Annotated in this window: 22 protein-coding genes and 1 pseudogene; 8 read left to right on the top strand and 15 right to left on the bottom strand. The window is 64.1% G+C overall.

Going from position 1 to position 24,649, the window contains the following annotated elements; all coding sequences use genetic code 11:
• A pseudogene (aceE, locus tag VKM35_RS13710) lies at nucleotides 1–598 on the bottom strand (pyruvate dehydrogenase (acetyl-transferring), homodimeric type); the annotation flags it as partial.
• Between the two features lie 243 nt (nucleotides 599–841).
• Here aceE and VKM35_RS13705 point away from each other — a divergent pair.
• Complete coding sequence (locus tag VKM35_RS13705) at nucleotides 842–1,318, top strand: REP-associated tyrosine transposase (RefSeq protein WP_324321671.1); 477 nt, start codon at nucleotides 842–844, stop codon at nucleotides 1,316–1,318.
• Between the two features lie 94 nt (nucleotides 1,319–1,412).
• On the opposite strand, the gene VKM35_RS13700 is transcribed toward VKM35_RS13705, so the two are convergent.
• The 3 genes from VKM35_RS13700 to rsgA all read right to left on the bottom strand — a co-directional run bounded on the left by VKM35_RS13700 (nucleotide 1,413) and on the right by rsgA (nucleotide 6,188).
• On the bottom strand, nucleotides 1,413–3,695 hold the full coding sequence (locus tag VKM35_RS13700; protein ID WP_324321670.1) for an NADP-dependent malic enzyme: 2,283 nt from the start codon (nucleotides 3,693–3,695) through the stop codon (nucleotides 1,413–1,415).
• A 158-nt stretch (nucleotides 3,696–3,853) separates the two neighbouring features.
• Nucleotides 3,854–5,131 (bottom strand): flavohemoglobin expression-modulating QEGLA motif protein, encoded by a 1,278-nt coding sequence (locus VKM35_RS13695; RefSeq protein WP_324321669.1) that lies wholly within the window; start codon nucleotides 5,129–5,131, stop codon nucleotides 3,854–3,856.
• Nucleotides 5,118–6,188: a ribosome small subunit-dependent GTPase A gene (gene rsgA, locus VKM35_RS13690; RefSeq protein WP_324321668.1), complete on the bottom strand. Its 1,071-nt coding sequence runs from the start codon at nucleotides 6,186–6,188 to the stop codon at nucleotides 5,118–5,120. Before rsgA ends, VKM35_RS13695 begins: the two co-directional genes overlap by 14 nt.
• 58 nt (nucleotides 6,189–6,246) lie before the next feature.
• Here rsgA and VKM35_RS13685 point away from each other — a divergent pair, with 58 nt between their 5' ends.
• The 6 genes from VKM35_RS13685 to VKM35_RS13660 all read left to right on the top strand — a co-directional run bounded on the left by VKM35_RS13685 (nucleotide 6,247) and on the right by VKM35_RS13660 (nucleotide 11,846).
• Nucleotides 6,247–6,630, top strand: coding sequence for a DUF4345 family protein (locus VKM35_RS13685; RefSeq protein ID WP_324321667.1), 384 nt, complete (start codon nucleotides 6,247–6,249; stop codon nucleotides 6,628–6,630).
• A gap of 154 nt (nucleotides 6,631–6,784) precedes the next feature.
• Nucleotides 6,785–8,035 (top strand): aminotransferase class I/II-fold pyridoxal phosphate-dependent enzyme, encoded by a 1,251-nt coding sequence (locus VKM35_RS13680; protein ID WP_324321666.1) that lies wholly within the window; start codon nucleotides 6,785–6,787, stop codon nucleotides 8,033–8,035.
• A 34-nt stretch (nucleotides 8,036–8,069) separates the two neighbouring features.
• Nucleotides 8,070–8,693 carry an SGNH/GDSL hydrolase family protein gene (locus VKM35_RS13675; protein ID WP_324321675.1) on the top strand — a complete coding sequence of 208 codons (624 nt, stop codon included), beginning with the start codon at nucleotides 8,070–8,072 and terminating at the stop codon, nucleotides 8,691–8,693.
• 180 nt (nucleotides 8,694–8,873) lie between these two features.
• Entirely contained in the window at nucleotides 8,874–9,785 is a 912-nt protein-coding gene (locus tag VKM35_RS13670) for a hypothetical protein (protein ID WP_324321665.1), read from the top strand.
• Nucleotides 9,786–10,011: 226 nt separating this feature from the next.
• A complete protein-coding gene (locus VKM35_RS13665; RefSeq protein ID WP_324321664.1) occupies nucleotides 10,012–10,758 on the top strand; it encodes an electron transfer flavoprotein subunit beta/FixA family protein in 747 nt (248 codons plus the stop codon).
• A gap of 149 nt (nucleotides 10,759–10,907) precedes the next feature.
• Entirely contained in the window at nucleotides 10,908–11,846 is a 939-nt protein-coding gene (locus VKM35_RS13660; RefSeq protein WP_324321663.1) for an electron transfer flavoprotein subunit alpha/FixB family protein, read from the top strand.
• Between the two features lie 126 nt (nucleotides 11,847–11,972).
• On the opposite strand, the gene VKM35_RS13655 is transcribed toward VKM35_RS13660, so the two are convergent.
• From VKM35_RS13655 to VKM35_RS13635, 5 genes are all read right to left on the bottom strand, one after another.
• Entirely contained in the window at nucleotides 11,973–12,932 is a 960-nt protein-coding gene (locus VKM35_RS13655) for a hypothetical protein (protein WP_324321662.1), read from the bottom strand.
• Between the two features lie 301 nt (nucleotides 12,933–13,233).
• Nucleotides 13,234–14,223, bottom strand: coding sequence for a methyltransferase (locus VKM35_RS13650; RefSeq protein WP_324321661.1), 990 nt, complete (start codon nucleotides 14,221–14,223; stop codon nucleotides 13,234–13,236).
• A 139-nt stretch (nucleotides 14,224–14,362) separates the two neighbouring features.
• Nucleotides 14,363–14,812 carry a GtrA family protein gene (locus tag VKM35_RS13645; RefSeq protein WP_324321659.1) on the bottom strand — a complete coding sequence of 150 codons (450 nt, stop codon included), beginning with the start codon at nucleotides 14,810–14,812 and terminating at the stop codon, nucleotides 14,363–14,365.
• Nucleotides 14,809–16,233, bottom strand: coding sequence for a hypothetical protein (locus VKM35_RS13640; RefSeq protein WP_324321658.1), 1,425 nt, complete (start codon nucleotides 16,231–16,233; stop codon nucleotides 14,809–14,811). Before VKM35_RS13640 ends, VKM35_RS13645 begins: the two co-directional genes overlap by 4 nt.
• 37 nt (nucleotides 16,234–16,270) lie before the next feature.
• Complete coding sequence (locus tag VKM35_RS13635) at nucleotides 16,271–16,858, bottom strand: hypothetical protein (RefSeq protein WP_324321657.1); 588 nt, start codon at nucleotides 16,856–16,858, stop codon at nucleotides 16,271–16,273.
• Here VKM35_RS13635 and VKM35_RS13630 point away from each other — a divergent pair.
• On the top strand, nucleotides 16,836–17,132 hold the full coding sequence (locus tag VKM35_RS13630; protein ID WP_324321655.1) for a hypothetical protein: 297 nt from the start codon (nucleotides 16,836–16,838) through the stop codon (nucleotides 17,130–17,132). The genes VKM35_RS13635 and VKM35_RS13630 overlap by 23 nt on opposite strands.
• Here the strand turns inward: VKM35_RS13630 and VKM35_RS13625 are convergent.
• From VKM35_RS13625 to VKM35_RS13600, 6 genes are read right to left on the bottom strand one after another with little or no spacing between them, the layout of a single operon-like run.
• Entirely contained in the window at nucleotides 17,129–18,199 is a 1,071-nt protein-coding gene (locus VKM35_RS13625; RefSeq protein ID WP_324321654.1) for a hypothetical protein, read from the bottom strand. The genes VKM35_RS13630 and VKM35_RS13625 overlap by 4 nt on opposite strands.
• 13 nt (nucleotides 18,200–18,212) lie before the next feature.
• Nucleotides 18,213–19,838: a glycosyltransferase gene (locus tag VKM35_RS13620; RefSeq protein WP_324321652.1), complete on the bottom strand. Its 1,626-nt coding sequence runs from the start codon at nucleotides 19,836–19,838 to the stop codon at nucleotides 18,213–18,215.
• Complete coding sequence (locus tag VKM35_RS13615; RefSeq protein WP_324321650.1) at nucleotides 19,835–21,178, bottom strand: hypothetical protein; 1,344 nt, start codon at nucleotides 21,176–21,178, stop codon at nucleotides 19,835–19,837. The genes VKM35_RS13620 and VKM35_RS13615 overlap by 4 nt, the downstream gene beginning before the upstream one ends.
• Nucleotides 21,162–22,556 carry an ABC transporter ATP-binding protein gene (locus tag VKM35_RS13610; protein WP_324321649.1) on the bottom strand — a complete coding sequence of 465 codons (1,395 nt, stop codon included), beginning with the start codon at nucleotides 22,554–22,556 and terminating at the stop codon, nucleotides 21,162–21,164. The genes VKM35_RS13615 and VKM35_RS13610 overlap by 17 nt, the downstream gene beginning before the upstream one ends.
• Nucleotides 22,546–23,472 carry an ABC transporter permease gene (locus VKM35_RS13605; protein WP_324321648.1) on the bottom strand — a complete coding sequence of 309 codons (927 nt, stop codon included), beginning with the start codon at nucleotides 23,470–23,472 and terminating at the stop codon, nucleotides 22,546–22,548. Before VKM35_RS13605 ends, VKM35_RS13610 begins: the two co-directional genes overlap by 11 nt.
• The gene (locus VKM35_RS13600; protein WP_324321647.1) at nucleotides 23,429–24,589 is read right to left on the bottom strand and encodes a cystathionine gamma-synthase; all 1,161 of its coding nucleotides are present in this window, start codon (nucleotides 24,587–24,589) and stop codon (nucleotides 23,429–23,431) included. Before VKM35_RS13600 ends, VKM35_RS13605 begins: the two co-directional genes overlap by 44 nt.
• Between the last annotated feature and the right edge of the window lie 60 nt (nucleotides 24,590–24,649).

The following is a 24,649-nucleotide window of genomic DNA, read 5'->3' as shown; positions in this document are numbered from 1 at the left end:
CGAGGCCCATGCTCACCGTCGGCGTTTGCCAGAACTCCGGCATCAGCCACGGATGCGGATACGAGCTCACGCCCTGGGCGTCGACTTCCATGCGGAAGTTGTCGATCTGGTTTTCCGTGATGCGGCCTTCGAGGAAGGCACGCGCGTAGATGCCGGGCGAGGAATGGCCCTGGATATAAAGCAGATCGCCGGGATGCTCGGGCGTGGGAGCGCGCCAGAAATGATTAAAGCCGACGTCGTAGAGCGTGGCGGAGGAAGCGAACGATGCGATATGCCCGCCGAGTTCGCCGGGCTTGCGGTTGGCGCGCACGACCATCGCCATCGCGTTCCAGCGGATCATCGAGCGGATGCGCCATTCCATCGCGGCGTCGCCATCCATCGCCGGCTCCAGATGCGCGGGAATGGTGTTGATGTATTCGGTGGTCGGCTGGAACGGCAGCTGCGCGCCGGCGCGGCGGGTGAGTTCGACCATGCGCTCGAGCAGGTGATGCGCGCGCTCGGGGCCATCGTGATCGAGCACGGCCTTCAGCGATTCGATCCACTCGCGGGTCTCGTTCGGATCGCGGTCGTTGTCGAGAATATCGTTCAGCCAGCTCATCGCCTTCCCTTCCCTGTCGGCCCGCGCCATCCAGCGCCGGCGGTGCTTTTGTCGAGCTGGGGAGTTTATCGCAAGGCGATGGGGTTTCTCGGTACGGCGGGGTATGGGGGTGGCGCATTCGCGACTTGCGTCGCTCCTACGGGGTCGGGCTTTTGTAGGAGCGACGCAAGTCGCGACCTCCCCACCCCTTCGGACATTCTCTCCTGACATCGATCGTCCTGCCGGCCAAGCACCGTCTTGGGCATGGACAAACCCGTCGATCAAGAAACCCCTGGTCACGCCGCCCTGCGGAAAGGCCGCTTCTCACGGGAAGGCCAGGTCTACCTGGTGACGTTCACCACCTATCGGCGGCGGCCGTGGTTTTTCGATTTTCATCAAGCCTGCACGGCGTGCCGCGAGATTTGCGATTCGCGCAACTGGCAATCATCAGCGCTGAAAGCATGGGTGCTGATGCCCGACCATTGGCATGGTCTGGTCGAACTTGGGCCCGACAAAACGCTGTCGCAAACGATCCAGTCGTTGAAAGCCAACACTGCCCGCCGCATTCGGAAAGCACACCCAGGGATCGGTCGCATCTGGGCACCGTCGTTTCATGATCGCGCCATTCGATCGGACGAGGATCTGGTGCACGCGGCCCGATATTTGGTTTTGAATCCGATCCGGGCTGGCTTGTCGCGACGGATACGGGATTACCCGTTCTGGGATGCAGTGTGGGTTTGAGCGTATCGCGTTCGCGACTTGCGTCGCTCCTACGAAAATCTACCGCGGGGCAATCTTGCCCACGTAGGAGCGACGCAAGTCGCGAACACGATCATCACACCCCTCTTGCCGCCCGAATCTGCGCTTCCACCGCGGCAATCGCGGTCATGTTCACCACGCGGCGGACGGTGGCGGAGGGTGTGAGGACGTGTGCGGGTTTGGCCATGCCCATGAGGACGGGGCCGATGCCGATGCCATCGGTCATGACGCGGGTGAGGTTGTAGGCGGTGTTGGCGGCGTCGAGGTTGGGCAGGACGAGCAGGTTGGCGCGGCCGGTGAGGCGCGAATCGGGGAACATGCGTTCGCGGGTTTCGGCGTTGAGGGCGGCGTCGACGTGCATCTCGCCTTCGACTTCGAGTTTCGGGTTGTGCTCGAGGATTATTTCACGCGCACGGCGCATCTTGAGCGCGCTGGCGGAATCGTTCGAGCCGAAATTGGAATGGCTGATCAGGGCGACCTTCGGCGTGATGCCGAACAGCTTGAGGCGATACGCAGCCGCCAATGTCGATTCGGCGATCTGTTCGGCCGTCGGGTCGTATTGCACGTGCGTGTCGATGAAGAAGAACGGGCCCTTGTCGCTGATCACCACCGACAGCGCCGACAGTGATTTCGCGTTCGGGTCCAGGCCGATCACGTCGACGACATGCTTTAGCTTGCCGTTGTAGCGGCCGACCAGGCCGCAGAGCATGGCGTCGGCTTCGCCGCGCTTGACCATCAGCGCCGCGATCACCGTGCTGCGCGAACGCACGATCGCTTTCGCGGCCGGCGGCGACACACCGCGGCGCGCCATGATCTGGTGGTAGTGCTGCCAGTAATCGTTGAAGCGCGGATCGTCGTCGGGATTGGTGAGGTCGAAATCGACGCCGGCTTTCAGGCGCAGGCCGAGACGCGCGATGCGTTTTTCGATCACCGACGGACGACCGATCAGGATCGGCCGCGCCAGGCCTTCGTCGACCACGGTCTGCACGGCGCGCAGCACGGTCTCTTCTTCGCCCTCGGCGTAGACGACGTGCTTGAGATCGGCGCGGGCGCGGTCGAACATCGGCTTCATCACCAGGCCGGTGCGGAACACGAACTGCGAAAGATGTTCGGTGTAGACGCCGATATCCGCCATCGGCCGCGTCGCCACGCCGGAGGCCATCGCGGCCTTCGCCACCGCCGGCGCCAGCGAAATCAGCAGGCGCGGATCGAACGGCCGTGGGATCAGGTATTCGGCGCCGAAACACGGCGTCTCACCGCTGTAAGCGCTGCCGAGGTCGGAAGCTTCCTTGCGTGCGAGTTCGGCGATCGCATACACGCAGGCGAGTTTCATCTCTTCGTTGATGGTGGTCGCGCCGACATCGAGCGCGCCGCGGAAGATGTACGGGAAGCAGAGCGCATTGTTGACCTGGTTCGGATAATCCGAGCGCCCGGTGGCGATGATCGCGTTCGGCCGCACCGATTTCGCATCGTCGGGCGTGATCTCCGGATAGGGGTTGGCGAGCGCGAAAATCACCGGGCGCTCGACCATCGTCGCGACCATTTCGGGCTTGAGCACGCCGCCGGCAGACAGACCGAGGAAAATATCCGCGCCCTGCACGATGTCGGCCAGCGTGCGCTTGCTGGTGTCGCGGGCGAAACGCGCGATCGCCGGATCGAGACCAGGACGATCGGTATAAAGAACACCATCCTTGTCGGCGACGAGAATGTTTTCGTGCTTCATGCCGAGTGCGACCAGCATGTCGAGGCAGGCGATGCCGGCGGCACCGGCGCCACTGGTGGCGAGCTTCACTTCGCCGATGTTCTTGCCGAGTACGAGCAGGGCGTTGAGCATGGCGGCGCCGACGATGATCGCGGTGCCGTGCTGATCATCGTGGAATACCGGAATGCCCATGCGCGCGCGCAGCTTGCGCTCGACTTCGAAACACTCCGGCGCCTTGATGTCTTCGAGGTTGATGCCGCCGAACGTAGGCTCGAGGCTGGCGATGATGTCGACGAGTTTGTCGGGATCGTTCTCGTTGATCTCGAGATCGAACACGTCGATGCCGGCGAATTTCTGGAACAACACGCCCTTGCCTTCCATCACCGGCTTTCCTGCCAGGGGACCAATATTCCCCAGCCCGAGCACGGCGGTGCCGTTGGTGATCACCGCGACGAGATTGCCGCGCGCGGTCAGCGCCGAGGCCTGGTGCGGATCGGCGACGATGGCTTCGCAGGCATGCGCGACGCCCGGCGAATAGGCGAGCGCGAGATCGCGCTGGGTCACCATCGGCTTGGTCGCGACCACCTTGATCTTGCCCGGCGGCGCGTGCCGGTGATAGTCGAGGGCGGCCTGCTTGAATTCGTCGTGTTCGGACATGGGAGGGAGGACTTTTAAGGAAAATACGCGAGGGAAGGATTCTAGCCTGCCGGGGTGGCGGGTGCTGGCGTGGGGCGGTACACCGTAGGAGCGATGGCAATCGCGACAAAAACGCCGCGCTCCGTCCTGTCGCGATTGCCATCGCTCCTACAGCGATGTCACAAACCCAGCACCAGGTTGTCGGCGTCGACATTGTCGAGGCGGATCTTGTTGGCGAACAACGAGAACGCGAGCATGCCGGCCAGGCCATTCGCGCGCTGCACCCAGGGCGGCAGGTACAGCGGCTCGACCAGGTAGCCGGCGTCGAACATCGGCTCGAGCGCGAACACGTCGCGCAGGCTCATCTTGCCGGCGAACAGCAGCCGGGTCAGGCGCAGGCGGCGGTTGCGCAGGCACCAGCGGAAGAACGTGTGCACCGACAACAGGCCGTGCAGATACACGGTGTCTTTGGTGAACGCGGCGCCGCCAGCGACGGGCACGCCGCGGAACACGCGCTGCGCCGAAGCGAAGCTGTCGGCATCACTCTGGCCGGCAGCGAGAAAGAACTGGAATACCTCGAGAAAATCCGCGCCATGCATCGCCTTGTCGATGGCGATGATGCGCAGGCTGATGCGCTTCATGCGCTCGATGTCGATCGCACCGGTGATCAGCTCGGCGAACGTCGCCAAGCCTTCCTGGGTCGCGGTCACGCGCGGCGAGTTGCGCGCGAGACTCTTGAAGTACGGCTGCTCGCGGCCATTGAGCGCGGTCAGCGAATGCACGAAGGCTTCGTGTTCGAGCAGTTGGTGACGATCGTATTCGGTGAACGCGGCGCCGCTGCGCAGGCGGATGCGGGTCGGGCCGGCCGCGGCTTTCGCGATCAGGTTCGGGTCGAGTTCGACCGTGACCTGGTGATGCACGAAGAACTTGTCCAGCGCTGCCTGCAGCTCTTCCTGCATCGTAGTCGCCGACAGGTTGCAATCGGCTTCGATCACCGAGAGCTCCTTGTCGAGTTCGTCGGCAAGGCTGATGAAATGCGTGGCCGCTTCGATATTGCTGGGGCCATTTCCCGGCAGCGCGTCGCCCGGGCGGCCGAACAGCTTGATCGAATGCTCGGTGACCTCGTTCGTGCCCAGCGCTTCCAGCAACTGCGTGGCGACGACCCAGCTGCCGGCGGTGCGTTGCAGGTATTGCCCGAGCGGGTGATCGGGATCGGCGGCGGCGATGATCGCTTCCAGCTCGCGGCGCTCGTCGCCGTGTTCTTCCTTCTGGTAAACGACTTTCGGCAATTCGCGCTTGCCGCTGCGCCAGGCATCGAGAAACTGCTGCTGCACTGCCTGCGGCCAGCTCACCGATTCCAGCAGGCGAATGCCGCGCACCGCTTTTTCCATGCGCGCGTCGAGTGCGGCGTGGTGGCTGATGTCCGGCGGCAGCGGCTTGCTGTCAGTGACGTCCATATTTGTCCTTGACGCGCTTCTGGTAGGTCTTGTGGATCGCGCGCTCTTCGCTGCGGCGTTGCGCGAGGGTGACGGCGGCGGAATCGCGTTCGTCGCGCAGCTTGCAATAGGTCAGGTAGCGCGCTTCTTCCAGCGTGCCGTCCTCGATCGCCGCGCGGATCGCGCAGCCGGGTTCGTTGCTGTGGCCGCAGTCGCTGAAGCGGCAATTGGCAGCGAGCGTCTCGATATCTTCGAAACCACCATCGGCAAGGTCCTCCTCGCCGCTGAGCTTGAGCTCGCGCATGCCCGGCGTGTCGATCAGGCAACCGCCCTGCGGCAACGGGATCAGCACGCGATAGGTGGTGGTGTGGCGGCCGCGCTGGTCGTTCGAACGCACTTCCTTGGTTTTCATCCGGTCGATGCCGAGCAAGGTGTTGGTGAGCGTGGATTTGCCGGCGCCGGACGAACCGACCAGCACTGCGCTTTTGCCCACGCCGAGATACGGATGCAGCACGGCGACGCTGGCGGCGTCCCTGGCGTTGACCGGATGCACAGGAATGTCGGCGAGGCGCTCGTTTTCCAGCACCTCCAATACGTCATCGAGGATGTCGCATTCGTCGGCTTTGGTCAGCACCAGCACCGGCGAGGCGCCGCTGGCCTGGATGATGAGCAGGTAGCGCTCGATCCGGCGCGGATTGAAATCGGCATCGAGGCCGCTCACTACAAGAACGTGATCAATATTCGCGGCGATGAGTTGCTGCTTGTAATGCTCGCCAGCAGCGGCGCGTTTGAGCAGGGCGCGGCGCGGCAGCAGGCTCAGGATGTTCTTGCCGTCGGTATCGAGAATCACCCAGTCGCCGACGACGGCACGTAGGGTCGGGTCGCCGCGCGGGCGCGTCCAGGCCGCGGGTGGCTGCACACGGCGCAGATCGCCGGCGAATTCAGCGACGTCGTAACCGCTGCGATGTTGGCCGATCACCCGGGCGACGCGGGCCTGACCGGCCGCCTCGCGCAACGCGGCGTCGTCGGGCCAGCCAATGACGCGGAGTCGTTCGAAAGCATCGGAGTCGGTCTGCATCGTCGGCATTCTAGCGCCGTGCACCTTTTCTTGACCCGGCGCCGGGCAGCCTGCGGCCATGAAAACTTTCTCGCGCGTGTGGGTGGCCCTGGCTGGCTTGGGCTTTCTTGGCTTCGGTGTGTGGCTGACCATCGCCCCGGCCAGCGGCCTGGCCGGGGTCGGTATCGAAGCCCATGGCCCGGCCGGCCTGATCGAACTGCGCGCCTTCTATGGCGGCCTGGAACTGGGCCTGGGCGGAATCCTGCTGGCCTGCGCCCGCCGCCGTGAACTGCGCCGGCCCGGTCTGTGGCTCACCTTCGCCAGCAACGGCGGCATCGGCCTGATCCGCCTGCTCGGCATCGCCCTGAGTGGCGTGGCGACGCCCTTCCTGGCTACGGCCCTGGTCTGGGAGCTGGGCTTTGCCGGGGTGGCGGCGTGGTGTTTGCGCGGCGGGCCTGTGTGACCGGCCGGGGTAGGAGCGACGCCAGTCGCGAAAGCTCCCACTCCGGAGCGAGCTTTCGCGACTGGCGTCGCTCCTACCAAACTGCCGCCGCTCCTACAAAGCTCTACGGCTTTACGGTAGGCTCCCCGGCAGTTTTCACTGATTTTTAACCGCCATGCCGCACAACCGACTTGTCATCCGCGAACGCCTGTCCGAAGTCCGTTACGAGATCCGCGGCGAACTCGCCCGGCGCGCCCTCGAACTCGAGGCCCAGGGTCGCCCGCTGATCAAGCTCAACATCGGCAATCCCGGCGCCTTCGGTTTCCGTGCCCCCGAACATCTGCAGCAGGCGATCGCGCACAACCTGCCGCATACCGATCCCTACACGCACCAGCAAGGTCTGCCGGCGGTGCGCGAGGCGATCGCCACGTTCTACAAGCAGCGCGGCACGCCCAATGCCAGCCCCGAGCGCGTGTTCGTCGGCAACGGCGTGTCCGAACTGATCGACATCTCCCTGCGCGCCCTGCTCAATCCCGGCGACGAAGTGCTGATCCCGAGTCCCGACTACCCGTTGTGGACCGCTGCGACCATCCTCAACGACGGCAAGGCCGTGCATTACGACTGCCGCCCAGAGAATGGTTTCCTGCCCGATCCCGAGCAAGTCGAGTCACTGATCACGCCGCGCACGCGCGCGCTGGTGATCATCAATCCAAACAATCCCAGCGGCGCGGTGTATCCGCGCGACCTGCTGGAAAAACTCGTCGCCGTCGCCGGCCGACACAACCTGCTGCTGATGGCCGACGAGATCTACGACGGCATCACTTACGACGGCGCGCAGTTCCAGCCGTTGGCGCCGCTCGCCGGCGACCTGCCCTGCATCAGCTTCGGTGGTTTGTCGAAAGTGCATCGCGCCTGCGGTTGGCGCGTCGGCTGGGCAGTGCTGTCGGGCGAAGCAACGCGCCTCGGCGATTACCACCACGCGATGGATCTGCTCGGCGCGCTGCGCCTGTGCGCGAACGTGCCTGGGCAATTCGCCGTTTCCGCTGCGCTCACCGGACCCGACACGATCACACCGTTGTGCGTCGAAGAAGGCCGGCTGTACGAAACCCGGCGTGCGGTGATCGACATCTGCGCGACCAGCGAACATCTCGACCTCGTCGCGCCGCAGGGCGCGCTGTACGCGTTCCCGGCAGTGGTCGGCGCGGCCGCGGAAGGTTTCGACGATCATCGTTTCGCGCTCGCGCTGATGGAAGAGGAAGGCGTGCTGGTGGTGCCGGGCTCGAGCTTCAACGTGCGCTATCGCAATCATTTCCGCGTCACCCTGCTGCCGGAAGCGAGCACGATGCGGGAAGTGTTCCGGCGCATCGACATCCTGCTCGGCCGCATGGCCGATGCCGCGCAACGCCGAAATGTCGCCGTGGCCTGAGGCCTTGCTGGCCTCGATACTGGCGGTGACGACGATGCCGAACGCGCACGCATCGCTGACCTATCTCGCGCTCGGCGATTCCTACACGATCGGTGAAGGCGTGCCGGCGCACGAACGCTGGCCGATGCAATACGTCGCCGCGCTGCGCAAAAGTGGCGAACACATCGCCGACCCGCAGATCATCGCGCGCACCGGCTGGACCACGGACGAATTGTCCGCCGCGATCGACACCGCCAAAGCACATGGCGAACTGCACGCCGGCTACGATCTGGTCACGCTGTCGATTGGCGTCAACAACCAGTATCGCGGCCGCGACATCGCCAATTACCGCAAGGAATTCTCCGCACTGCTCGAACGCGCGATCGCGCTAGCGCGCGGCCGCCACGATCACGTGCTGGTGCTGTCGATTCCCGATTGGGGCGTGACGCCATTCGCGCGCAGCAGCGGTCGCGACCGCGCGCAGATCGCCCGCGAACTCGACGCCTTCAACGCCGCCGCCGAACAGATCTGCACCGCGCACGATGTTGCCTGGATGGACATCACGCCGCTGACCCGCGAGGCCGGCGCCGAACCGGCGATGCTCGCCGACGACGGCCTGCATCCCTCGGGCGCGATGTATGCGCGCTGGGTGGAGCTGATCACCGATACGCTGCCGTAGGAGCGATGGCGTTTTCAACGGCGGAGCCGGTCATCGCGACTTTAGGTGCGCGGCATTGATCGACGCAATCAAGTGAGCCCTGGACTAGCTGCTGGTGCGACTAGCCTTGGTCGCGATGACCGGCTCCGCCGTTGAAAACGCCATCACTCCTACGACGGCACCCTATGCGAAAATGCCGGCATGAAAATCGCCCTCGTCACTGCCATCGCGGCGTTCGCGCTCGATGAAGACCTCGCGCCGCTGGCCGAAGCCCTGAGCAACGCCGGCGCCTCGCCGCAGATCCTGGCCTGGGATGATCCGACCGTTTCCTGGTCGCGTTTCGATGCCGCGCTGCTGCGCTCGCCCTGGGATTACACCGAGCGTCTGCCGGAATTCCTCGCCTGGGCCGAGCGCATCGATGCACAGACGCGCCTGTTGAATCCCCTCGCGGTGATCCGTCGCAATACCGACAAGCACTACCTCGCCGATCTCGAACGCGCCGGCATCGCGATCGTACCCAGTGTGTTCGTCGAGCCAGGCGATGACGCGGTCACTGCCCTGACTGCATTCCTCGAAAAATTTCCCGCCGCCGGCGAATTCGTCGTCAAGCCTGCGGTCGGCGCCGGCTCGCGTGATGCCCAGCGTTACGCACGCGCCCAGCAGGCAGCGGCGGTCGCCCACGTCGCGCGTCTGATCACGGCGGGGCGCAGCGTGTTGCTGCAGCCGTACCTGGACTCGGTCGACGATGCCGGCGAAACCGCGTTGCTGTATTTCGACGGCCGCTACAGCCATGCGATCCGCAAGGGCCCGCTGCTGCAACGCGATGAAGGCCCGACCGATCATCTGTTCGCACCGGAAAAAATCACCGCACGCACGCCGGGCGCCGATGAGATGGCCCTCGCCGACGCGATCATCGCCGCACTGCCAGCGTTGTTGGACCTCGATGCCGCCCTGCCCTATGCGCGCATCGACCTGATCCGCGCCGCCGACGGCTCGCCACGCCTGCTCGAACTCGAACTCACCGAGCCCTCGCTGTTTTTCCTGTATGACGCGGACGCAGCGGCGCGTTTTTCCCACGCCTTGCTCGCGCGGCTCGGAAGCAACCTTTCGTAGGAGCGATGGCAATCGCGACATGGGCTACCGCGCTCCGTCGTGTCGCGATTGCCATCGCTCCTACGGCGTTTCCCCGTCGACGCTGCACGAAAACCCCGCCTTTCCATACGCTTTCCCGCCCGGATTTAGGGTGCGAGCCCCAGTCCCGTCCGGGTACAATCGCGCCCTCCCCCAAAGCCCGCCCGCGGCTCGCCGCGCGGCCGGACTGTCTTTCAGGAAGCTGCGCATGAAAATCTTGGTTGGTTACAAGCGGGTGGTCGATTACAACGTCCGCATCCAGGTCAAGCCCGACGGCTCCGGCGTGGTCACCGATGGCGTGAAACTTTCCGCCAACCCCTTCGACGACATCGCGCTGGAAGAAGCGCTGCGGCTGCGCGACAAGGGCATCGCCACGGAAGTGATCGTCGCGACGATCGGTCCCGCCGATGCGCAGGCACATCTGCGCAATGGCTTGGCGATGGGCGCGAACCGCGCCATCCATATCGTCACCGACCAGGCGATCCAGCCGCTGACCGCCGCGCGCGCGATGCTCAAGCTGATCGAAAAAGAGCAGCCCGGCATCGTGCTGATGGGCAAGCAGGCCATCGACGACGACGCCAACCAGACCGGCCAGATGCTGGCCACGCTCTGGGGCCGGCCGCAGGCGACGTTCGCGAGCAAGGTCGAAGTGAGCGGCGAAAAAGCCACGGTCACGCGCGAAGTCGACGCCGGCCTGGAGACGCTGCAAGTCGATTTGCCGGCGGTGATCACCACCGACCTGCGCCTCAACGAGCCGCGCTTCATCAAGCTGCCCGACATCATGAAAGCCAAGAGCAAGCCGATGGAAACCCTGCAGCTCGCCGATCTCGGCGTGACCTCGGGCGATCATCTGAGCACTACGCATTACGCGCCGCCGCCGAAACGCAGCAAGGGTGTGATGGTGAAGGATGTGGCGGAGCTCGTGGCCGCGTTGAAAGCGAAGGGCCTCGCCTAAAAATATCCGACGTCATGCCCGCGAAGGCGGGCATCCAGCGACTTTCGCGCGACAACGAAAGACACCGGACCCCGCCACAAAGGGGAGACGAAAAACCAAGACACTGGATCCCCGCCTGCGCGGGGATGACAGCCAGAGGAAAGAAAATCATGAGCAAAGTCCTGATCGTCGCCGAGCATCTCAACGGCCAACTCAATTCCGCCACCGCGCGCTGCGTCACCTGCGCGAAAGCGATCAATGCCGACAGCATCGACATCGTCGTGCTGTCCGATGCGCCCGACGCAGTCGCCGCGCAGGCCGCGCAGATCGCCGGCGTCGGCAAAGTGATCACGCTGGCGAACGCCGCGAACGCGCATCCGCTCGCGCAGGTGCAGGCACCGCAAGTCGCCAAGCTCGCCGCCGGCTACACGCATGTGTTCGGTCCCTCGACCACCTTCGGCAAGGACCTGATGCCCTGCATTGCTGCGCTGCTGGGCGTGGCGCAGGTCAGCGACGTGATGGCGGTCGACGGCGCGCATACGTTCAAGCGCCCGATCTACGCCGGCAACGCGATCATCACCGTCGCCGCCCCAACCGACCAAACTGTCGTCGCGACCGTGCGTACCGCTTCCTGGCCGGCCACCGGCAACGGCGGCAACGCGGCGATCGAAGCGGGCAGCGTCGATGCCGCACTGCCGACGCATACCCGCTTCGTCAACCTGCAGCAGGGCAAGAGCGATCGCCCCGATCTGCAGAGCGCATCCAAGGTCGTCAGCGGCGGTCGTGCGCTGGGTTCCGCCGATGCGTTCTCGATCATCTATTCGCTGGCCGACAAGATGGGCGCGGCGGTCGGTGCCTCGCGTGCTGCCGTCGATGCCGGTTACGTACCCAACGAATTGCAGGTCGGCCAGACCGGCAAGATCATCTCGCCCGAGCTGTACATCGCCATCGGCATCAGCGGCGCGATCCAGCATCTGACCGGCATCAAGGACGCGGGTACGATCGTCGCGATCAACAAGGACGGCGACGCGCCGATTTTCGAAATCGCCGATTACGGTCTGGTCGGCGACCTGTTCCAGATCGTGCCGGAGCTTGAGCGCGCGTTGTAGTTCCGGAACATCAAGTCGGCGATTGCCGGCGTATTCGTCGCGCAACAAAAAAAACCAGCCCGAAGGCTGGTTTTTTTGTACCTGCGCCGACCGCAGAAGCGGCGGGCGATTTGTTTTCCGCTGGACTCAGCGCCCGGTGACGGTCGAGTTCGGGCTGCCGTCGACATCGTTGCCGACCACCGTGTTGCTGCCCAGCGACACCAGATTGCCGCCGCTCTGCGAGCGGAAACCGGTCGGGTTGTCGGTGATCATGTTGCCGGAAGCCCAGGCGATTGCCTGCGGCCCTTCCACGGAAAGGCCCGCTGCCGTGGGGGTCGTCAAACCATTGCTGATCAGATCGCTGCGGTCGAGGTTGAACTGGCTGTAGGCGGTGGTGCCGGAGACCACGATGCCGTTGCTGGTGTTATGGCTGACCACCGAGTTGTGCATGCTGACGATGCTGCGATCGTTCGCGCGCAGGCCGTTGATGTTTCCGGAAAGCGTCGCGTCCGCGATTTCCACCGTGGCGGAACCGGCAGCACCGCCCGAAATCAGGATGCCGCCCACGCAGTTGTGCACGTTGAGGTGGCTGATGTTCAACTTGCTGGCGGCGCTGGGTGCGAAATAGATGCCGCGACCGTTGTTCGTATCGCCGCTGGCGTTGAAGCCTTCAATGACGACGTTGATGACGTTCAAGGTGCCGCCGGTATTGAACTTGATGCCGTTGATGCCGGTGTTGGCGCCGTCAAGAGTCAAATTGGTGATGGTGACCACATCGGTGGCGCCGGCGTTGACATTGATGCCTGTGGTTCCGGAACCGAGGATGCCGCCGTTGGCGACGCCACCGCCATCGATGGTGATCGACTTGGTGATCGTGACCGCGCCGAAACCACCCGGATCCAGTGCGTTGATGATGCCGCCGGGAGCGGTCTTGGAAATGGCGCCGGCAAAGGTCTTGCAAGGTGCGGTGCGGCTGCAGGGATTGGCGTCATCGCCGACACCGGAAACCCAGGTGCGCGTCGCCTGCGCGAACGCCGCGGTGCTCATCAACATCGCCAACAAAAAAATCGACGCTGTTGCCACAAACTGTTTCTTGCTGCTGATCATTTTCTTTCCCCTGGTGGACGTTGCTCAACGGATCGGCCCGGATGCGGCGTTCGCCGCGGCTCCTTCGCCGCATTCATCTGGTACATACGCAAAGTCACCGGCATTGCGGCAACACCTCCCTCTCCCCAGGAGGCTTGCGCCAGCGTGCGCTCGGGAAGCCTAGCACCGCCGGTCATTCAGGCCGCGCGAACGCAGCCGTTCGTAGCCGTATGCCAATTCGGGGCAGGTGTCGACATTCGTGAACGAAACGGCGATTCGTTCAGTAATCATCACAGCGCAAATCTCGAGCCGTGTGCCCGGCTCAAGCCTGCAGCGGATGCGTCACCGTCACATCGACGACGCCGAGGCCGAAAGCGCGGTCATCGATCACCGCATACGCGCGGATTTTTTGCCGGCCCGGCAGCAAGGTCGCGGTGCTGATGGTCGTGCACCAGCCCGCGCCCAGCGCCGCCGCATCGTCGAAGGTCGCGGCGACATCCGGGCGTTCGCGACCCACTTCCGTTTGTGCCAGCAACCTGCCATCGGCATCAAGCAACACGATGCGCTCGACGCCGGGCGACGTCTCGCGATCGAAGGCCCAGCCATGCAATTGCCATAGATGCGCGGACACCGGCCCCGCGCCATCGAAATTTCCGATCACACGGTCACTGCCATCGATGAACTGCAGACCGGTCAACGGTGAGCCGTCGTAGATCAATGCCCAGCGCAGACCGTTCGGATGTGGCCAGTCGATCGGCCGATGCACCAGACCTTCGGCCATCGCCAACGCATTCAGATCGTCGCAGGAATACGCGACCATGCCCGGATACACCCATTCGTCGCCGGCATACGACACCGGGCCCTCGACGTAATTGACGACGAACAACCCACCGGGCTTCAACACGCGCCTGACGCCGGCGAGACAGGTCTTGATCTGCTTCGCCGAGGCGTGGGTGAAAATGGACTGCGCGAGAATGAAGTCGAAAGTCTGCGCGAATCCGCTGAAATCGAAATCGTCGACGCCGGAAAACGTCGGCGCCTTGATCCGCAGCATGTCCTGGCCGAGGTGATGGTCGATGCCGGCATCGAGCAACCAGCGATTGGGCTCGACGCCGAAATAGTGACCGGCCAGCAAATAGGGAATGAACAGGCGGCCGGCGCGCAGCGAGCCGCAGCCGATGTCGAGCAGACGATGCGACTCGCGCAGGCCAAGCGCGGTCAGCAGATTGAATTGCATTGCGCCGATGAGGTCGTACTTGTCCTCGGAGCCGACGTAGTTGCGGTAGTTGTCGAAATTCTGGCCAGCGCTCATCGGCATCTTCGTCTGCGGTCGGGGTTTCACGGACGACGGGGAAAATCATCATTGCGCAAGCAGCGCAATACTCGTCTCGTGACGCTGGCGATATCCTAACCGAGGAGGGCCTGCAGGAAATACCGCCCGCCGACGCGACTCATCGATAGATCCAGTATTTCGACGCGAGAAAACCCAGTACGGCCAGCATCGCATCGATCACCGGCTTCGCCAGCCAGACCATCCACAGCCAGTGCGATTTCGCCAGCGTGGTGACCGCGAGCGTGCTCAACATCGTGATGAAGATCCATGCGACACAGAACTTGAGCAGATGCCGGCGTCCCAACGCGCTGCCGGCTTCTTCGGAAAAGGTGTAACGACCGTTCAACCAGAAGCCCAGCGTGGCGCCGCTCACGCGCCCGGCGATGTTGGCCACCGGCACGCGCACGCCCAGCCAGGTCAGCAGCACGAAACATCCCCAGTCGATCAGCAACTGCAGCAGGCCGACTACGAGGAAGGACAGGCCCTGCGAGAGCATGGCACGGCGCACGGAGCGTTCGTCTTTCGATGGCGATGGCGATGATGGCGGCAGCGGCGTATCGGCAGTCACGGGGAAATGCCCTGCGGTATTTGCGTCCGCGAAGTACCCGGCCAACGCCAGCGCAGGCCACCCGCAAGCAGCACCAGCCAAAGCATGGTGATCAACGGAATCGCGCCGTAGAGATATCTGAAATCGCAGGCAATGGACGTCGGCAGATACGAAAGATAAAAAGCCGCAGTCGCAAACGCCAGGACCAGGCACATGCCCTTGAGTCTGGCCGGCATCACCGTCAGCAGCGTCGTCGCCACCGCGGCCAGCAACACCAGCGCATAAAACCAGTGCCGGAATAGCGGCCAATCGAAAAACCACTCCGCGAAGGCATACAGGCCGATGGCACGGGCATTGCTGCCCTCGGCAATTCCCTCGGCGCGCAGGTAATCGGCATTGCCGCTGACACCCACATGCATCGGCAGGCAGCCGTCGATGCCGTTGACATCGAGCAAGGCAAGGAAGACGAACCACTTGTGTTCGAGAAAGGCGGTCGGTTCGCGCCGGATGAACTTCCGCCAGACCCGCGCACGCTGGTTGTCGGGAATGCTGTCCAGCCAGACCATGGCTTCACGGCTGCCGATCAGGTAGTCGATGCGTTCGCTGGAATAAGCACTGCGCACTGCCTCGCGTTGTTGCGGGGTGATCGCCACCGGCAGCGCCGCGGTCGGTGTGCCGGAGCGCGCCACGATGCCGGCGATGTCGTACAGCATGATGTTCCTGAAGCCAACCGAATGGCTCTTGTCGCCGCTGTTGGCGATCGACTGCGCAACGAGAGCCTGCGTGACCAGCAGCGACAACACGAACGTAGCCACCAAGATCGACGCCGCGCCGATCCGCCGCGCGCGCGCGCCCTGCCTGCCCGCCGCCACCGCGAGAATCGGCAGCCCCAGCAGTAAAGGCGCCATGAAGATTCCCTGCTGACGGATCTGCAAGGCCATCGCCAGCAACGCAGCCGCCATCGCCGCCCAGGCAAGCGCGCGTCGACCTTCGGCGGCGGCAGCGGCGAAACTCAGCGCAACCGCTGCGGACATCGCCGAAGAAAACAGCACGTCCTTCCACACGATCCCGACATAGATCAGCAGCACCGGATTGAGCAGCAGCAAGACGCAGGCGGTCACTCGCAAGATCGACAAGCGCGCCTGCCCTGCCGCTGCGCGCAGGCGCAACGCGCTGTTGGCCACCATGGCCAACGACAGATACGTCAGCAGGCTGCAGATCACCACGACTCCGGCGGTGCCGCGCTCGCTGCCACCCAGCCAACGCATCAGTGCCGACATGAACGGCGGTGCCCACGACACCGACCGACCGGTCTGCGCCTCATACAACTGCATGCTGGTGTCCATCGAGATCTGCCCGGGAAAATGCAGGGCGATGGCCACGATCGCCAGCGTCATCGCGAGCGCGCTGAACACGGCTAAGGCTTTGCGAAAATCGATCATCGGCAAGGGCATCCCGCCATCTCTCCCACCGAGGTGATTACTTGACCGTGACCCGTTGATAGGTCGGGCAGGCGAGTGTTTCGGCGCCGGCACCCTGCAACGCGAACACGCGGTACTCGCCAGCGTCGACCCGGTCGAAAGCCGCATCGGCCTGATAACCGGCCTTGGCGAACGCCGGTGTCTTGAAATACGCCGCGACATCCGGACGCGCCGCACCGGTGGCGGCGGCGAGTGCATAGACTTTTGCGCCGACCAGCACCAGGCGGAAGGTAGCGGGCACGGCGCCGGCATCACGATTGCTGGCGAAACCGATCAAACGATAGGCCTGGCCTTTGCCGACGCTCCAGGAATTTGGCGCGGCACCGGGACGGGGTAAATTGTCGACAAGCGCGGCGACGTTCTCGAGCGCGCAGGTCTGCACCGGCTTCATCGCCAGCACCTGCTCCGACGACTCTTTCGCGACATCGAACTGCGGGCCAGGCGCCGGCGCAGCCGCTTCAACCGCAACATTTTCCTGACTCTGCATCGGCTTGCCGGCGTAAGGATCCTTCCCGCAGGCGGCCAGGTTCGCCGCGACGAGAACGATGCAGGCGCCGGTCGTGATGCTGCGAAAATCGATCTTCATGGCTGCTCCAAATTTCTTCCCGCAGAGAATTCCGTACACCGAAGCCGCGCAAGCGATGCGACAAAACCACGATGATCACCGTCCGTCGCGCCAAGACCTGCAACGCCGCAACTCAAATCCGGAAAAAGGCCTTCGCGATCACGGTGAGAAAACCTTCCTCGCGCACGCGACGTCGGAAGGTGTCGAGGAGATGCCGCCGCGATCGCGAATCGGCCAGGGCAAGGCGGAACAGTCCGGACAGTCTCCGGAACTTGCTCGCGACGCGCTGCCCTAGCCCCAGGCTTTTTTTTTTGGAAAATACTCCGGCTGTTCCAACGGCCCCTGGGTCTGCATCCAGTGCGCCAGCGACTGTCTGCCAAGATTGTCGAACGGGTCCGGGAACGTCGCCTGCAGATCGGGCCGGGCGCGATAGAGGCGACGATGCGAAGTCGGAATCGGCGAACCATCGGCATAACTGCCGTACTGCCAGCGGATCCGCGCGACCGGATCGTCGCGGTCCAGGCGCGTTTCGTCCGCATACCAGTCGACCAGCGCGCGCACCGAGGCATTGCCGGGCGCGTTCTTGTCGGCCATGACGCGATGGGCACCGCTGTCGAAACCGGTGAAGTGATAGAAGCCGAGCGGATTGCCGTCGACCTTGAAGCCATTGGCGATGTCGCCACTGAGCAGACGCGTGGTCAGGTTCCAGGTGGCGACGTTGTAACGGGTATTCTTGAGGATGCCGACGCCATCGAAGAAAGCCGGCGCCAGATCGATCCAGCGCTGATCGGTGAACAGGCCGTTGGCGATATCGGCGACGCAGAAATGATAGATGCGCTCGGCCCACCAGTCGGCGAAACGCCGACCTTCGGCGGTGGGACGCACGCCAAGGAATCCGAGATTGTAGATGCCGTGCTTGAGGCTGGCGATCTCGTTGTCGCGCACCGCTTCCAACGTCGTTTCCGGATGGGTCTGGTGCGGCGTCAGCACCACGTTCGCGGCATCGAGCGCCGCCAGCAGATCGTCGAGACGGGAAAACAGCACCATGTCCGGATCGAAGTAGAGCACACGTGCGACGCCGTCCTCGGCAAGAAGCTTCTTCAGCACGAACGGCTTGATCGCGGTCGACAGCTCGACGATGTCGTGAAAAAAACTCCAGCGCGTGCGATCCGGAATGTCCAGGTCCTCGACGGCGATCACGCGGTCGATGGGCTCGGCGGAAAAATCGACGCCTGCGTTCGGTTTGTCCGACAAGGCCAGCACGACTTCGAATTCCGGATGCAGGCGCTTGATCGATGCGCAGAGCTTGCGCACCTTGGGCAGGTAATTGACCGCGGCCGAAGTGTAGGCGATGGTTTTCATGGCGCGATGTTTTTCATATGGAAACCTGGCTGCCCTGTTGCTGTTGCGTTTGCGCGTTGCCGACAAGCGTGGCATGAAACGCGAGCAAACCCTCGACCACGGATTTTCCGTCCATGCCATCGAGAATGATGCCGCGGCTGTAATTGCGCGCGCGCTCTGCCGGCGCGCCAAGATTGAACACCGCCAGCGGCATTCCGAAATGGATGATTTCCGCGGTGACGTACGAAAACGTTTCCGGGCACACCGAGGGCAGCAGGCAGATGCCGACGCGATGGCGCTCGAGCAGATCCGGCAGTTCGGCGGCGACATAAGGGCCGGTGATGGTGAGCATGTCCGAAGCGATGCCATTGACCACCGTGCCGATCACCACGAAACGAATGGGCGCCTGCGTCGCTTTTGCATGGGCGACGGCGTCGCGGACAACGTCGGCGCCCTTGTGCAGGCTGATGTTGCCGATCACCGCGACGACCAGTGGCGATGCCAGCGACGGCTGCAGCACGCGCGCCGGCAGATAATCGATCTCGTGCGGACGGATCTGGATCCGCTCGCGCGGCAGCGTCGGATGCGCCCGCAGCAGCAGTTCGACCGAGGCCGACGAGAACGCCACGATCTCGTCGCAGCGCTCAAAGAATTCCCGCCACATCGCCCGCCACGTCGGCACCTCGGCCTCCGGATAGAACGACAGGAACGGCACCGCGTTCCGCGCCAGGCACAGGCGACAGGTCGTGGCATCGGGAAGATCGCAGAAGCGGTCGCGATCGTTCATCAGCGTCCAGGACGGACAGGCCGAGAGGAAATCATGCAGATAGAACAGCAATCGCGCGCCCGCGTTCCGGCGCGCACTGGCCCAGGCGAGCACCGCCTGCGGATCGTCGAACGACACCAGGTCGTTGATGATGATGATGCCGGGCGAAAGAGGCTCGATCACCGCCAATGCCTCCGGCAGCGTGGGGTAATCGGCGATGCCATGGCTGTCGGCCGTCTGTCGCGTGACGCGGTAGCTGAGCGTCGGCAGGTCGGGCGTCACCAGGTACAGCACGCGACCCATGCGCAGATGCTGCAGCACCAGCGTATTGCGAAAATGATTGGCGCCGCCGCCCATCGCGTGATCGAAAATGATCACGCACTCGGCCTGCTCGGCCGCTGCGGCGACCTTGGCCAGTTCGCGGTGACCGCGACTGCGATCGAGACGTTCGCGGCCCAGTTGCCAAACCCGTGCCAGCAGCGAACGCAGTCCCGCGCGGCGCAGCAGACGCATGGCATTGCCGGCTTTTTCGCGCAGGACCTGTGGCTCGGCGGCGATCGCGACGAAGCGATATGGAAAGCCGATGATTTCGTGTTGCTCGCTGCTGCCATCTTCGTAGGTGACGAAGAGACTGGCATCGCTGGCGACATCGCCGTGGATCCGGCCCTGGATCAGGAATCCGCCGCCCGCCGCATGTGCGACATCGGGAAACGCCTTGGCGAGATCGGGGCGGTTGACGCCGCGCAGGCAGGACAGGCGGGCCGGCTCGCCCGCCATCATCGGCACGCGTATTTCGATATGCCGCGCCGAGAGTTTTTCATGGAGCAGCCAGCCCCAGCCGAAAACTCGGCCATCGCGGATGGCGAGCGAATCGATGGCGACCGTCGTCTTCATGCCCGCTTCGTCACCGACCGCAGCCAACCGGAAATTTTCCGCAACGGTTCGGTGATGCGCCACGACAGCGAGGTGGTCACGTCCGCGACGCGGATCCGCAAACCCAGGATGGTGAAATCCTTGGCGGCGAGGTGTTCGACGTCGATCTGGTGCACCGCCGTCAGGCGCTCGATATCGGCAAGCGCGACTTCCAGTGCTTCATTCCGGCGCAGGTATTCGTCGGCACGCCGCCCGAGCCCGGCATAGTCCTGACTGACTTGCGCGGCGTCACGCAACCGCGCCTGCGCGGAATCATCTTTGCCAGCCAACTTGGCGGCGAAGGCCTCCATTTCCGCCAGCCGCCATATCGCCATGTTTTCCGCCACCGCTTTGACCGCGGCGAGCGCGGCGACGCGATCGCGCAGCAGGGCGATTTCCTGCAGCAACTTGTGCTGGTGCTTTTCCCGCGCGACGATCGCCGCGTCCTGCATCTCGCCAAGCGCGGCGATCCACTCGGCGTGGTCGCGATCGAACGCCTGCAGTTCCGCGGCGAATGTTGCAAGACTGCTCCAATCGGCGCTGCCGTCGGCGAGGCGCAGACATTGCCGGTACAGGCGCTGGACCAGCGAGGCGAGCAGGCTGTCGGCCGACGCTTCCGTTTCCGGCGCAGGCCGTTGATGGCATTGCTCCGGATCGAGGAAGGCGCCGATCTGGACGATGCCCGCATCGAAGGAGACCGGCCAACGCAGGTCGAATGCTTGCGCGACGCGGGCAAGGCAATCGCGCGGCGACTGCAGCAGTGCCTGGTAGGTGAGCATGAGCCGGTCGCGCCCGTCGGTATCGCGCACTGCTTCGAGAATATGCCGGAGCCAGAGCAGCTGCGATGCGGCGAGCGACATGCCATCGCGCTCGGCCAGCGATTTTGCCACCGCGTCCGGATGCCGGATGATGAAGATGCAGGCCGGCTGGCAATTCGCGCGATCGAGCGCCGACAACCACAGCGGTGTCAGCCGCGACATGCGCGGATCCTTGACCGCCCACAATGGTGCTGCGGCCAAGCCGGCGACGACTGCGTCGATGCGATCGCCGGCGACTTTCGCGGCGGCGCGTTCGCGCCAGTCGAATGGCAACGGCCGGACGTCGTCCCAGCGCCGGGACAGCGCGGCCAGCAAGTGATCGTGGATGCCGACCGCATCGGCGTTTTCCCAATAACCGCTGCGATTGTCTTCGGCCGCGGCGACCAGGTGATCTCCCAGTTCGACGCCGAGCAGACCCAGCGAACCGGTGAGCGCCGACGTGCCGCTGCGATGCATGCCGAGCACCAGCAAAGCGCGTGATTGCCGACTAGACTCCCGCTGCATCGTCGCCCTCCCCGATCGCCCGGATCTGCGGACGGATATCCAGATCCACCAGGCCGGTCGCCAGCGTATCCGGATCGGACATCACCCGGAACATCGCCGCATCGACATGCCGGCAAAGATAATGTTCCTGTTCGCCGACCAGACCGACCACGCCGGCATTGAGAAAATACGTGCCTGGCGCAAGCATCGCGCGAAATGCGAAGCGCACCTCGACCTCGTCGCCGGCAGCCACATGCTGCAGCGGACTCGGCTGTCCGGCCGACACCGCCCCGGCCAATTCCACACCGGTGACGGTCTTGATCATCATGCCGAAACGCACCGCCACCGCAGCTGTGTCGAAACGCGCGCGATAACAGTAGACATAATCGCGCCCCGGCTGCAGCACGTTGACGCGGCGGCCATCCAGGGTCTGCACATGCGGCAACAGCACGGCGCAGCCCTGGTCGGAATAGACGACGGTGCTCTGCGGCAGCATGCCCTCGTCCCAAGCGGCAGGGTCGGCATCGGGCAGCGGATTTTTGACGATGCCATCGGTGCCGTGTTCGGCATTCACCGCAGCGATGCCCAGATGTTCGTTGCGCAGGCTGTCGCGGATGGCGGCGACTTTCGTCGCCGGCGCATACAGCAGTTTCTGGTAGCGCGACACCACCGGCCGTGCCGGGCCGATCGCGAGCATTTCGCCGGCGTCGATCAGCAACGCGCGATTGCAGACTTCGGTGACATGACCGGCCGAATGCGACACGAACAGGATGGTGGCGCCGTCGTCGCGGATCGCCTGGATGCGCGCGTGGCATTTGCGCTGGAAGGCTTCGTCGCCGACCGACAGGGCTTCATCGACGACGAGAATATCGGGGTCGACGTGCGCGGCGATGGCGAAGGCCAGGCGCATGTACATGCCGCTGGAATAATTCTTCACCGGCTGATGGATGAAGTCGCCGATGTCGGCGAAAGCGAGGATGCGGTCGTAACGTTGCTCGATCTGCGCGCGGCTCAGCCCCAGCACCGTGCCGTTGAAAAACAGGTTTTCCTCGCCGGTGAACTGCAGATTGAAACCCGCGCCCAATTCCAGCAAGGCGGCGACGCGACCCTTGACCTCGATCGTCCCCGTGGTCGGCGCGAGCGTATTGCATATCACCTGCAGCAGCGTCGACTTGCCGGCGCCATTGCGCCCGACGATGCCGAGCTGTTCGCCGCGAAGGACTTCAAAAGACACATCGCGCAGTGCCCAGTGTTCGCGGAAATAGCGCGGCACGCCGCGACCAAGAACACGATTTATTTCCGGCAACACGAACTGCTTGAGGCGATCGGCGGGGCGGTCGTACAACGGGTAACACTTGCCGACGCGATCGAGCCTTATCGCGATCTCGTCAGAGGACATCGGCGAATCCCTTTCGGGTTTTCTGGAAGCACCAGAATCCGAACCAGGCCAGCAGGAAGCCGACCGCTGTCGACAACAGCAGGCCGGTCGGCGACGGCAGCCGGCCGAAAATCAATACGCCGCGCGCGCTCTCGACGATGTAACCGACCGGATTGATCAGCACGATGCTGCGGTAAGGTTCGGGCACGGCCTCGAGCGGAAAAAAGATCGGCGACAGGAACATCAGGCTGGTGACGAGAAGACTGGTGGTCTGGCTGACGTCGCGCAGGTAGACGCCCAGCGCAGCCAAGATCCAGGACACGCCCAGCGTCGCCAGCACCAGCGGCAGCAATACCAGCGGCAGCGCCAGCGCCGTCCACGGCGGCAGGCCGAACACGAACAACGAGGCCAGCAGCCAGACCAGCATGTTCATCGCGAAATGGAACAGCGCATTGCCGAGCGCGATGATCGGCAGCACCTCCAGCGGAAACACCACGCGCTTGACGTAATTGGCGTTATTGAGGATCAGCGTCGGCGAACGATTGACGCAGTCGGCGAACAGGTTGAACACGGCGAGACCGGCGAACAGGATCACCGCGAACTCGACGTTGCCATGCTTGGCGGTGGTGTTCCAGCGCGCGCCGAATACCACCGAGAACACGAAGGTGTAGACCGCGAGCATGAACAACGGCGTGAGAAACGACCAGGCCAGCCCGAACATCGAGCCGCGATAGCGGCCAACGATGTCCTGCCAGGTCAGTTGCCGGATCAATTCGCGATTGCCCAGCAACGACGCCAGCAGCGTCGAGATCCGCGTCGAGTGCGACTCGTCGGCATTCATCGTGACGGCGATCCCGCGACCGCCGTCACCTTGCCGCCCGCGCGTGCCGACATCAGCCCAGGCATCCGGCGAGTTCGTCGCGCAGGTCCTGGACATCCTCGACGCCGACGCTCAGGCGCACGAGGTTGTCGGTGATGCCGAGCGCGGCGCGACGATCAGCCGGCACCGAGGCGTGGGTCATGATCGCCGGATGGTTGACCAGGCTTTCGACGCCGCCCAACGATTCGGCGCAAGCGAACAATTGCGTTCGTTCCATGAACTGACGCGCCGCCGGCAGGCCGCCCTTGAGCCAGACGCTGACCATGCCACCGAAACCGTGCATCTGTTTTTTCGCGAGCGCGTGCTGCGGGTGATCCTTCAGGCCCGGATACACGACCTTCTCGACCGCCGGATGCGACTGCAGCCACTCGGCGAGCTGGCCGGCGTTGTCGCAATGCGCCTTCATGCGCAGGTGCAAGGTCTTCAGGCCACGCAGCGCGAGGAAACTGTCGAACGGGCCCTGCACACCGCCGACGGCGTTCTGCAGGAAGGTCATCTGCTCGGCGAGATGGGCGTCGTCGCCGACCACGATCATGCCGCCGACCATGTCGGAATGACCGTTGAGGTACTTGGTCGCCGAATGCATGACCAGGTGCGCGCCGAGTTCCAGCGGGCGCTGCAGGATCGGCGAGGAGAACGTGTTGTCGACCGCGAGCCAGATGCCGCGCTTGCGCGCGAATTCCGCAAGGCGGGCGATGTCGACGATTTTCAGCAGTGGGTTGGTCGGCGTCTCGCACCAGATCAGTTTCGTCTTCGGTGTGATCGCCGCTTCCAGCGCAGCCATGTCGTTGAGGTCGACGAAACTGAAATCCAGTCCCGCCGAACGCCGGCGCACGCGCTCGAACAAGCGGTAAGTGCCGCCGTAGACATCGTCCATGCAGACGACATGGCTGCCGGCATCGAGGATGTCGAGCACTGTCGAGGTCGCCGCCAGGCCGGAGGCGAAGGCATAACCCTGCGTGCCGCCTTCCAGCGCCGCGACGCAACGCTCATAAGCGAAACGCGTCGGGTTGTGGCTGCGCGAGTATTCGAAACCCTGGTGCACGCCCGGACTGCTTTGCACGTAAGTCGAGGTCGCGTAGATCGGCGTCATCACCGCGCCGGTGCTGGGATCGGGCGACTGTCCGGCGTGGATGGCGCGGGTGCCGATGCGGTGGTTTTTGTTGTCGGACATTTTTGTTTCCAGATTCGCTTCGGTTGTGCTGCCCTCGCCCCGGCCCTCTCCCGGCGGGAG

Source organism: Arenimonas sp. (assembly GCF_035312645.1).
GTDB lineage: Bacteria > Pseudomonadota > Gammaproteobacteria > Xanthomonadales > Xanthomonadaceae > Arenimonas.
This window is presented reverse-complemented; position numbering and strand designations above follow the sequence as displayed.

Coding starts and splice junctions, on each gene's coding strand:
- VKM35_RS13655 (WP_324321662.1), bottom strand. CDS start 12,932: ATGATCAGCAGCAAGAAACAGTTTGTGGCAACAGCGTCGATTTTTTTG.
- VKM35_RS13610 (WP_324321649.1), bottom strand. CDS start 22,556: ATGTCCTCTGACGAGATCGCGATAAGGCTCGATCGCGTCGGCAAGTGT.
- VKM35_RS13665 (WP_324321664.1), top strand. CDS start 10,012: ATGAAAATCTTGGTTGGTTACAAGCGGGTGGTCGATTACAACGTCCGC.
- VKM35_RS13680 (WP_324321666.1), top strand. CDS start 6,785: ATGCCGCACAACCGACTTGTCATCCGCGAACGCCTGTCCGAAGTCCGT.
- VKM35_RS13625 (WP_324321654.1), bottom strand. CDS start 18,199: ATGAAAACCATCGCCTACACTTCGGCCGCGGTCAATTACCTGCCCAAG.
- VKM35_RS13685 (WP_324321667.1), top strand. CDS start 6,247: ATGAAAACTTTCTCGCGCGTGTGGGTGGCCCTGGCTGGCTTGGGCTTT.
- VKM35_RS13620 (WP_324321652.1), bottom strand. CDS start 19,838: ATGAAGACGACGGTCGCCATCGATTCGCTCGCCATCCGCGATGGCCGA.
- rsgA (WP_324321668.1), bottom strand. CDS start 6,188: ATGCAGACCGACTCCGATGCTTTCGAACGACTCCGCGTCATTGGCTGG.
- VKM35_RS13705 (WP_324321671.1), top strand. CDS start 842: ATGGACAAACCCGTCGATCAAGAAACCCCTGGTCACGCCGCCCTGCGG.
- VKM35_RS13605 (WP_324321648.1), bottom strand. CDS start 23,472: ATGTCCAGGACCTGCGCGACGAACTCGCCGGATGCCTGGGCTGATGTC.
- VKM35_RS13675 (WP_324321675.1), top strand. CDS start 8,070: ATGCCGAACGCGCACGCATCGCTGACCTATCTCGCGCTCGGCGATTCC.
- VKM35_RS13695 (WP_324321669.1), bottom strand. CDS start 5,131: ATGGACGTCACTGACAGCAAGCCGCTGCCGCCGGACATCAGCCACCAC.
- VKM35_RS13630 (WP_324321655.1), top strand. CDS start 16,836: ATGCTGCGAAAATCGATCTTCATGGCTGCTCCAAATTTCTTCCCGCAG.
- VKM35_RS13670 (WP_324321665.1), top strand. CDS start 8,874: ATGAAAATCGCCCTCGTCACTGCCATCGCGGCGTTCGCGCTCGATGAA.
- VKM35_RS13650 (WP_324321661.1), bottom strand. CDS start 14,223: ATGAGCGCTGGCCAGAATTTCGACAACTACCGCAACTACGTCGGCTCC.
- VKM35_RS13635 (WP_324321657.1), bottom strand. CDS start 16,858: ATGAAGATCGATTTTCGCAGCATCACGACCGGCGCCTGCATCGTTCTC.
- VKM35_RS13615 (WP_324321650.1), bottom strand. CDS start 21,178: ATGCAGCGGGAGTCTAGTCGGCAATCACGCGCTTTGCTGGTGCTCGGC.
- VKM35_RS13640 (WP_324321658.1), bottom strand. CDS start 16,233: ATGATCGATTTTCGCAAAGCCTTAGCCGTGTTCAGCGCGCTCGCGATG.
- VKM35_RS13600 (WP_324321647.1), bottom strand. CDS start 24,589: ATGTCCGACAACAAAAACCACCGCATCGGCACCCGCGCCATCCACGCC.
- VKM35_RS13700 (WP_324321670.1), bottom strand. CDS start 3,695: ATGTCCGAACACGACGAATTCAAGCAGGCCGCCCTCGACTATCACCGG.
- VKM35_RS13660 (WP_324321663.1), top strand. CDS start 10,908: ATGAGCAAAGTCCTGATCGTCGCCGAGCATCTCAACGGCCAACTCAAT.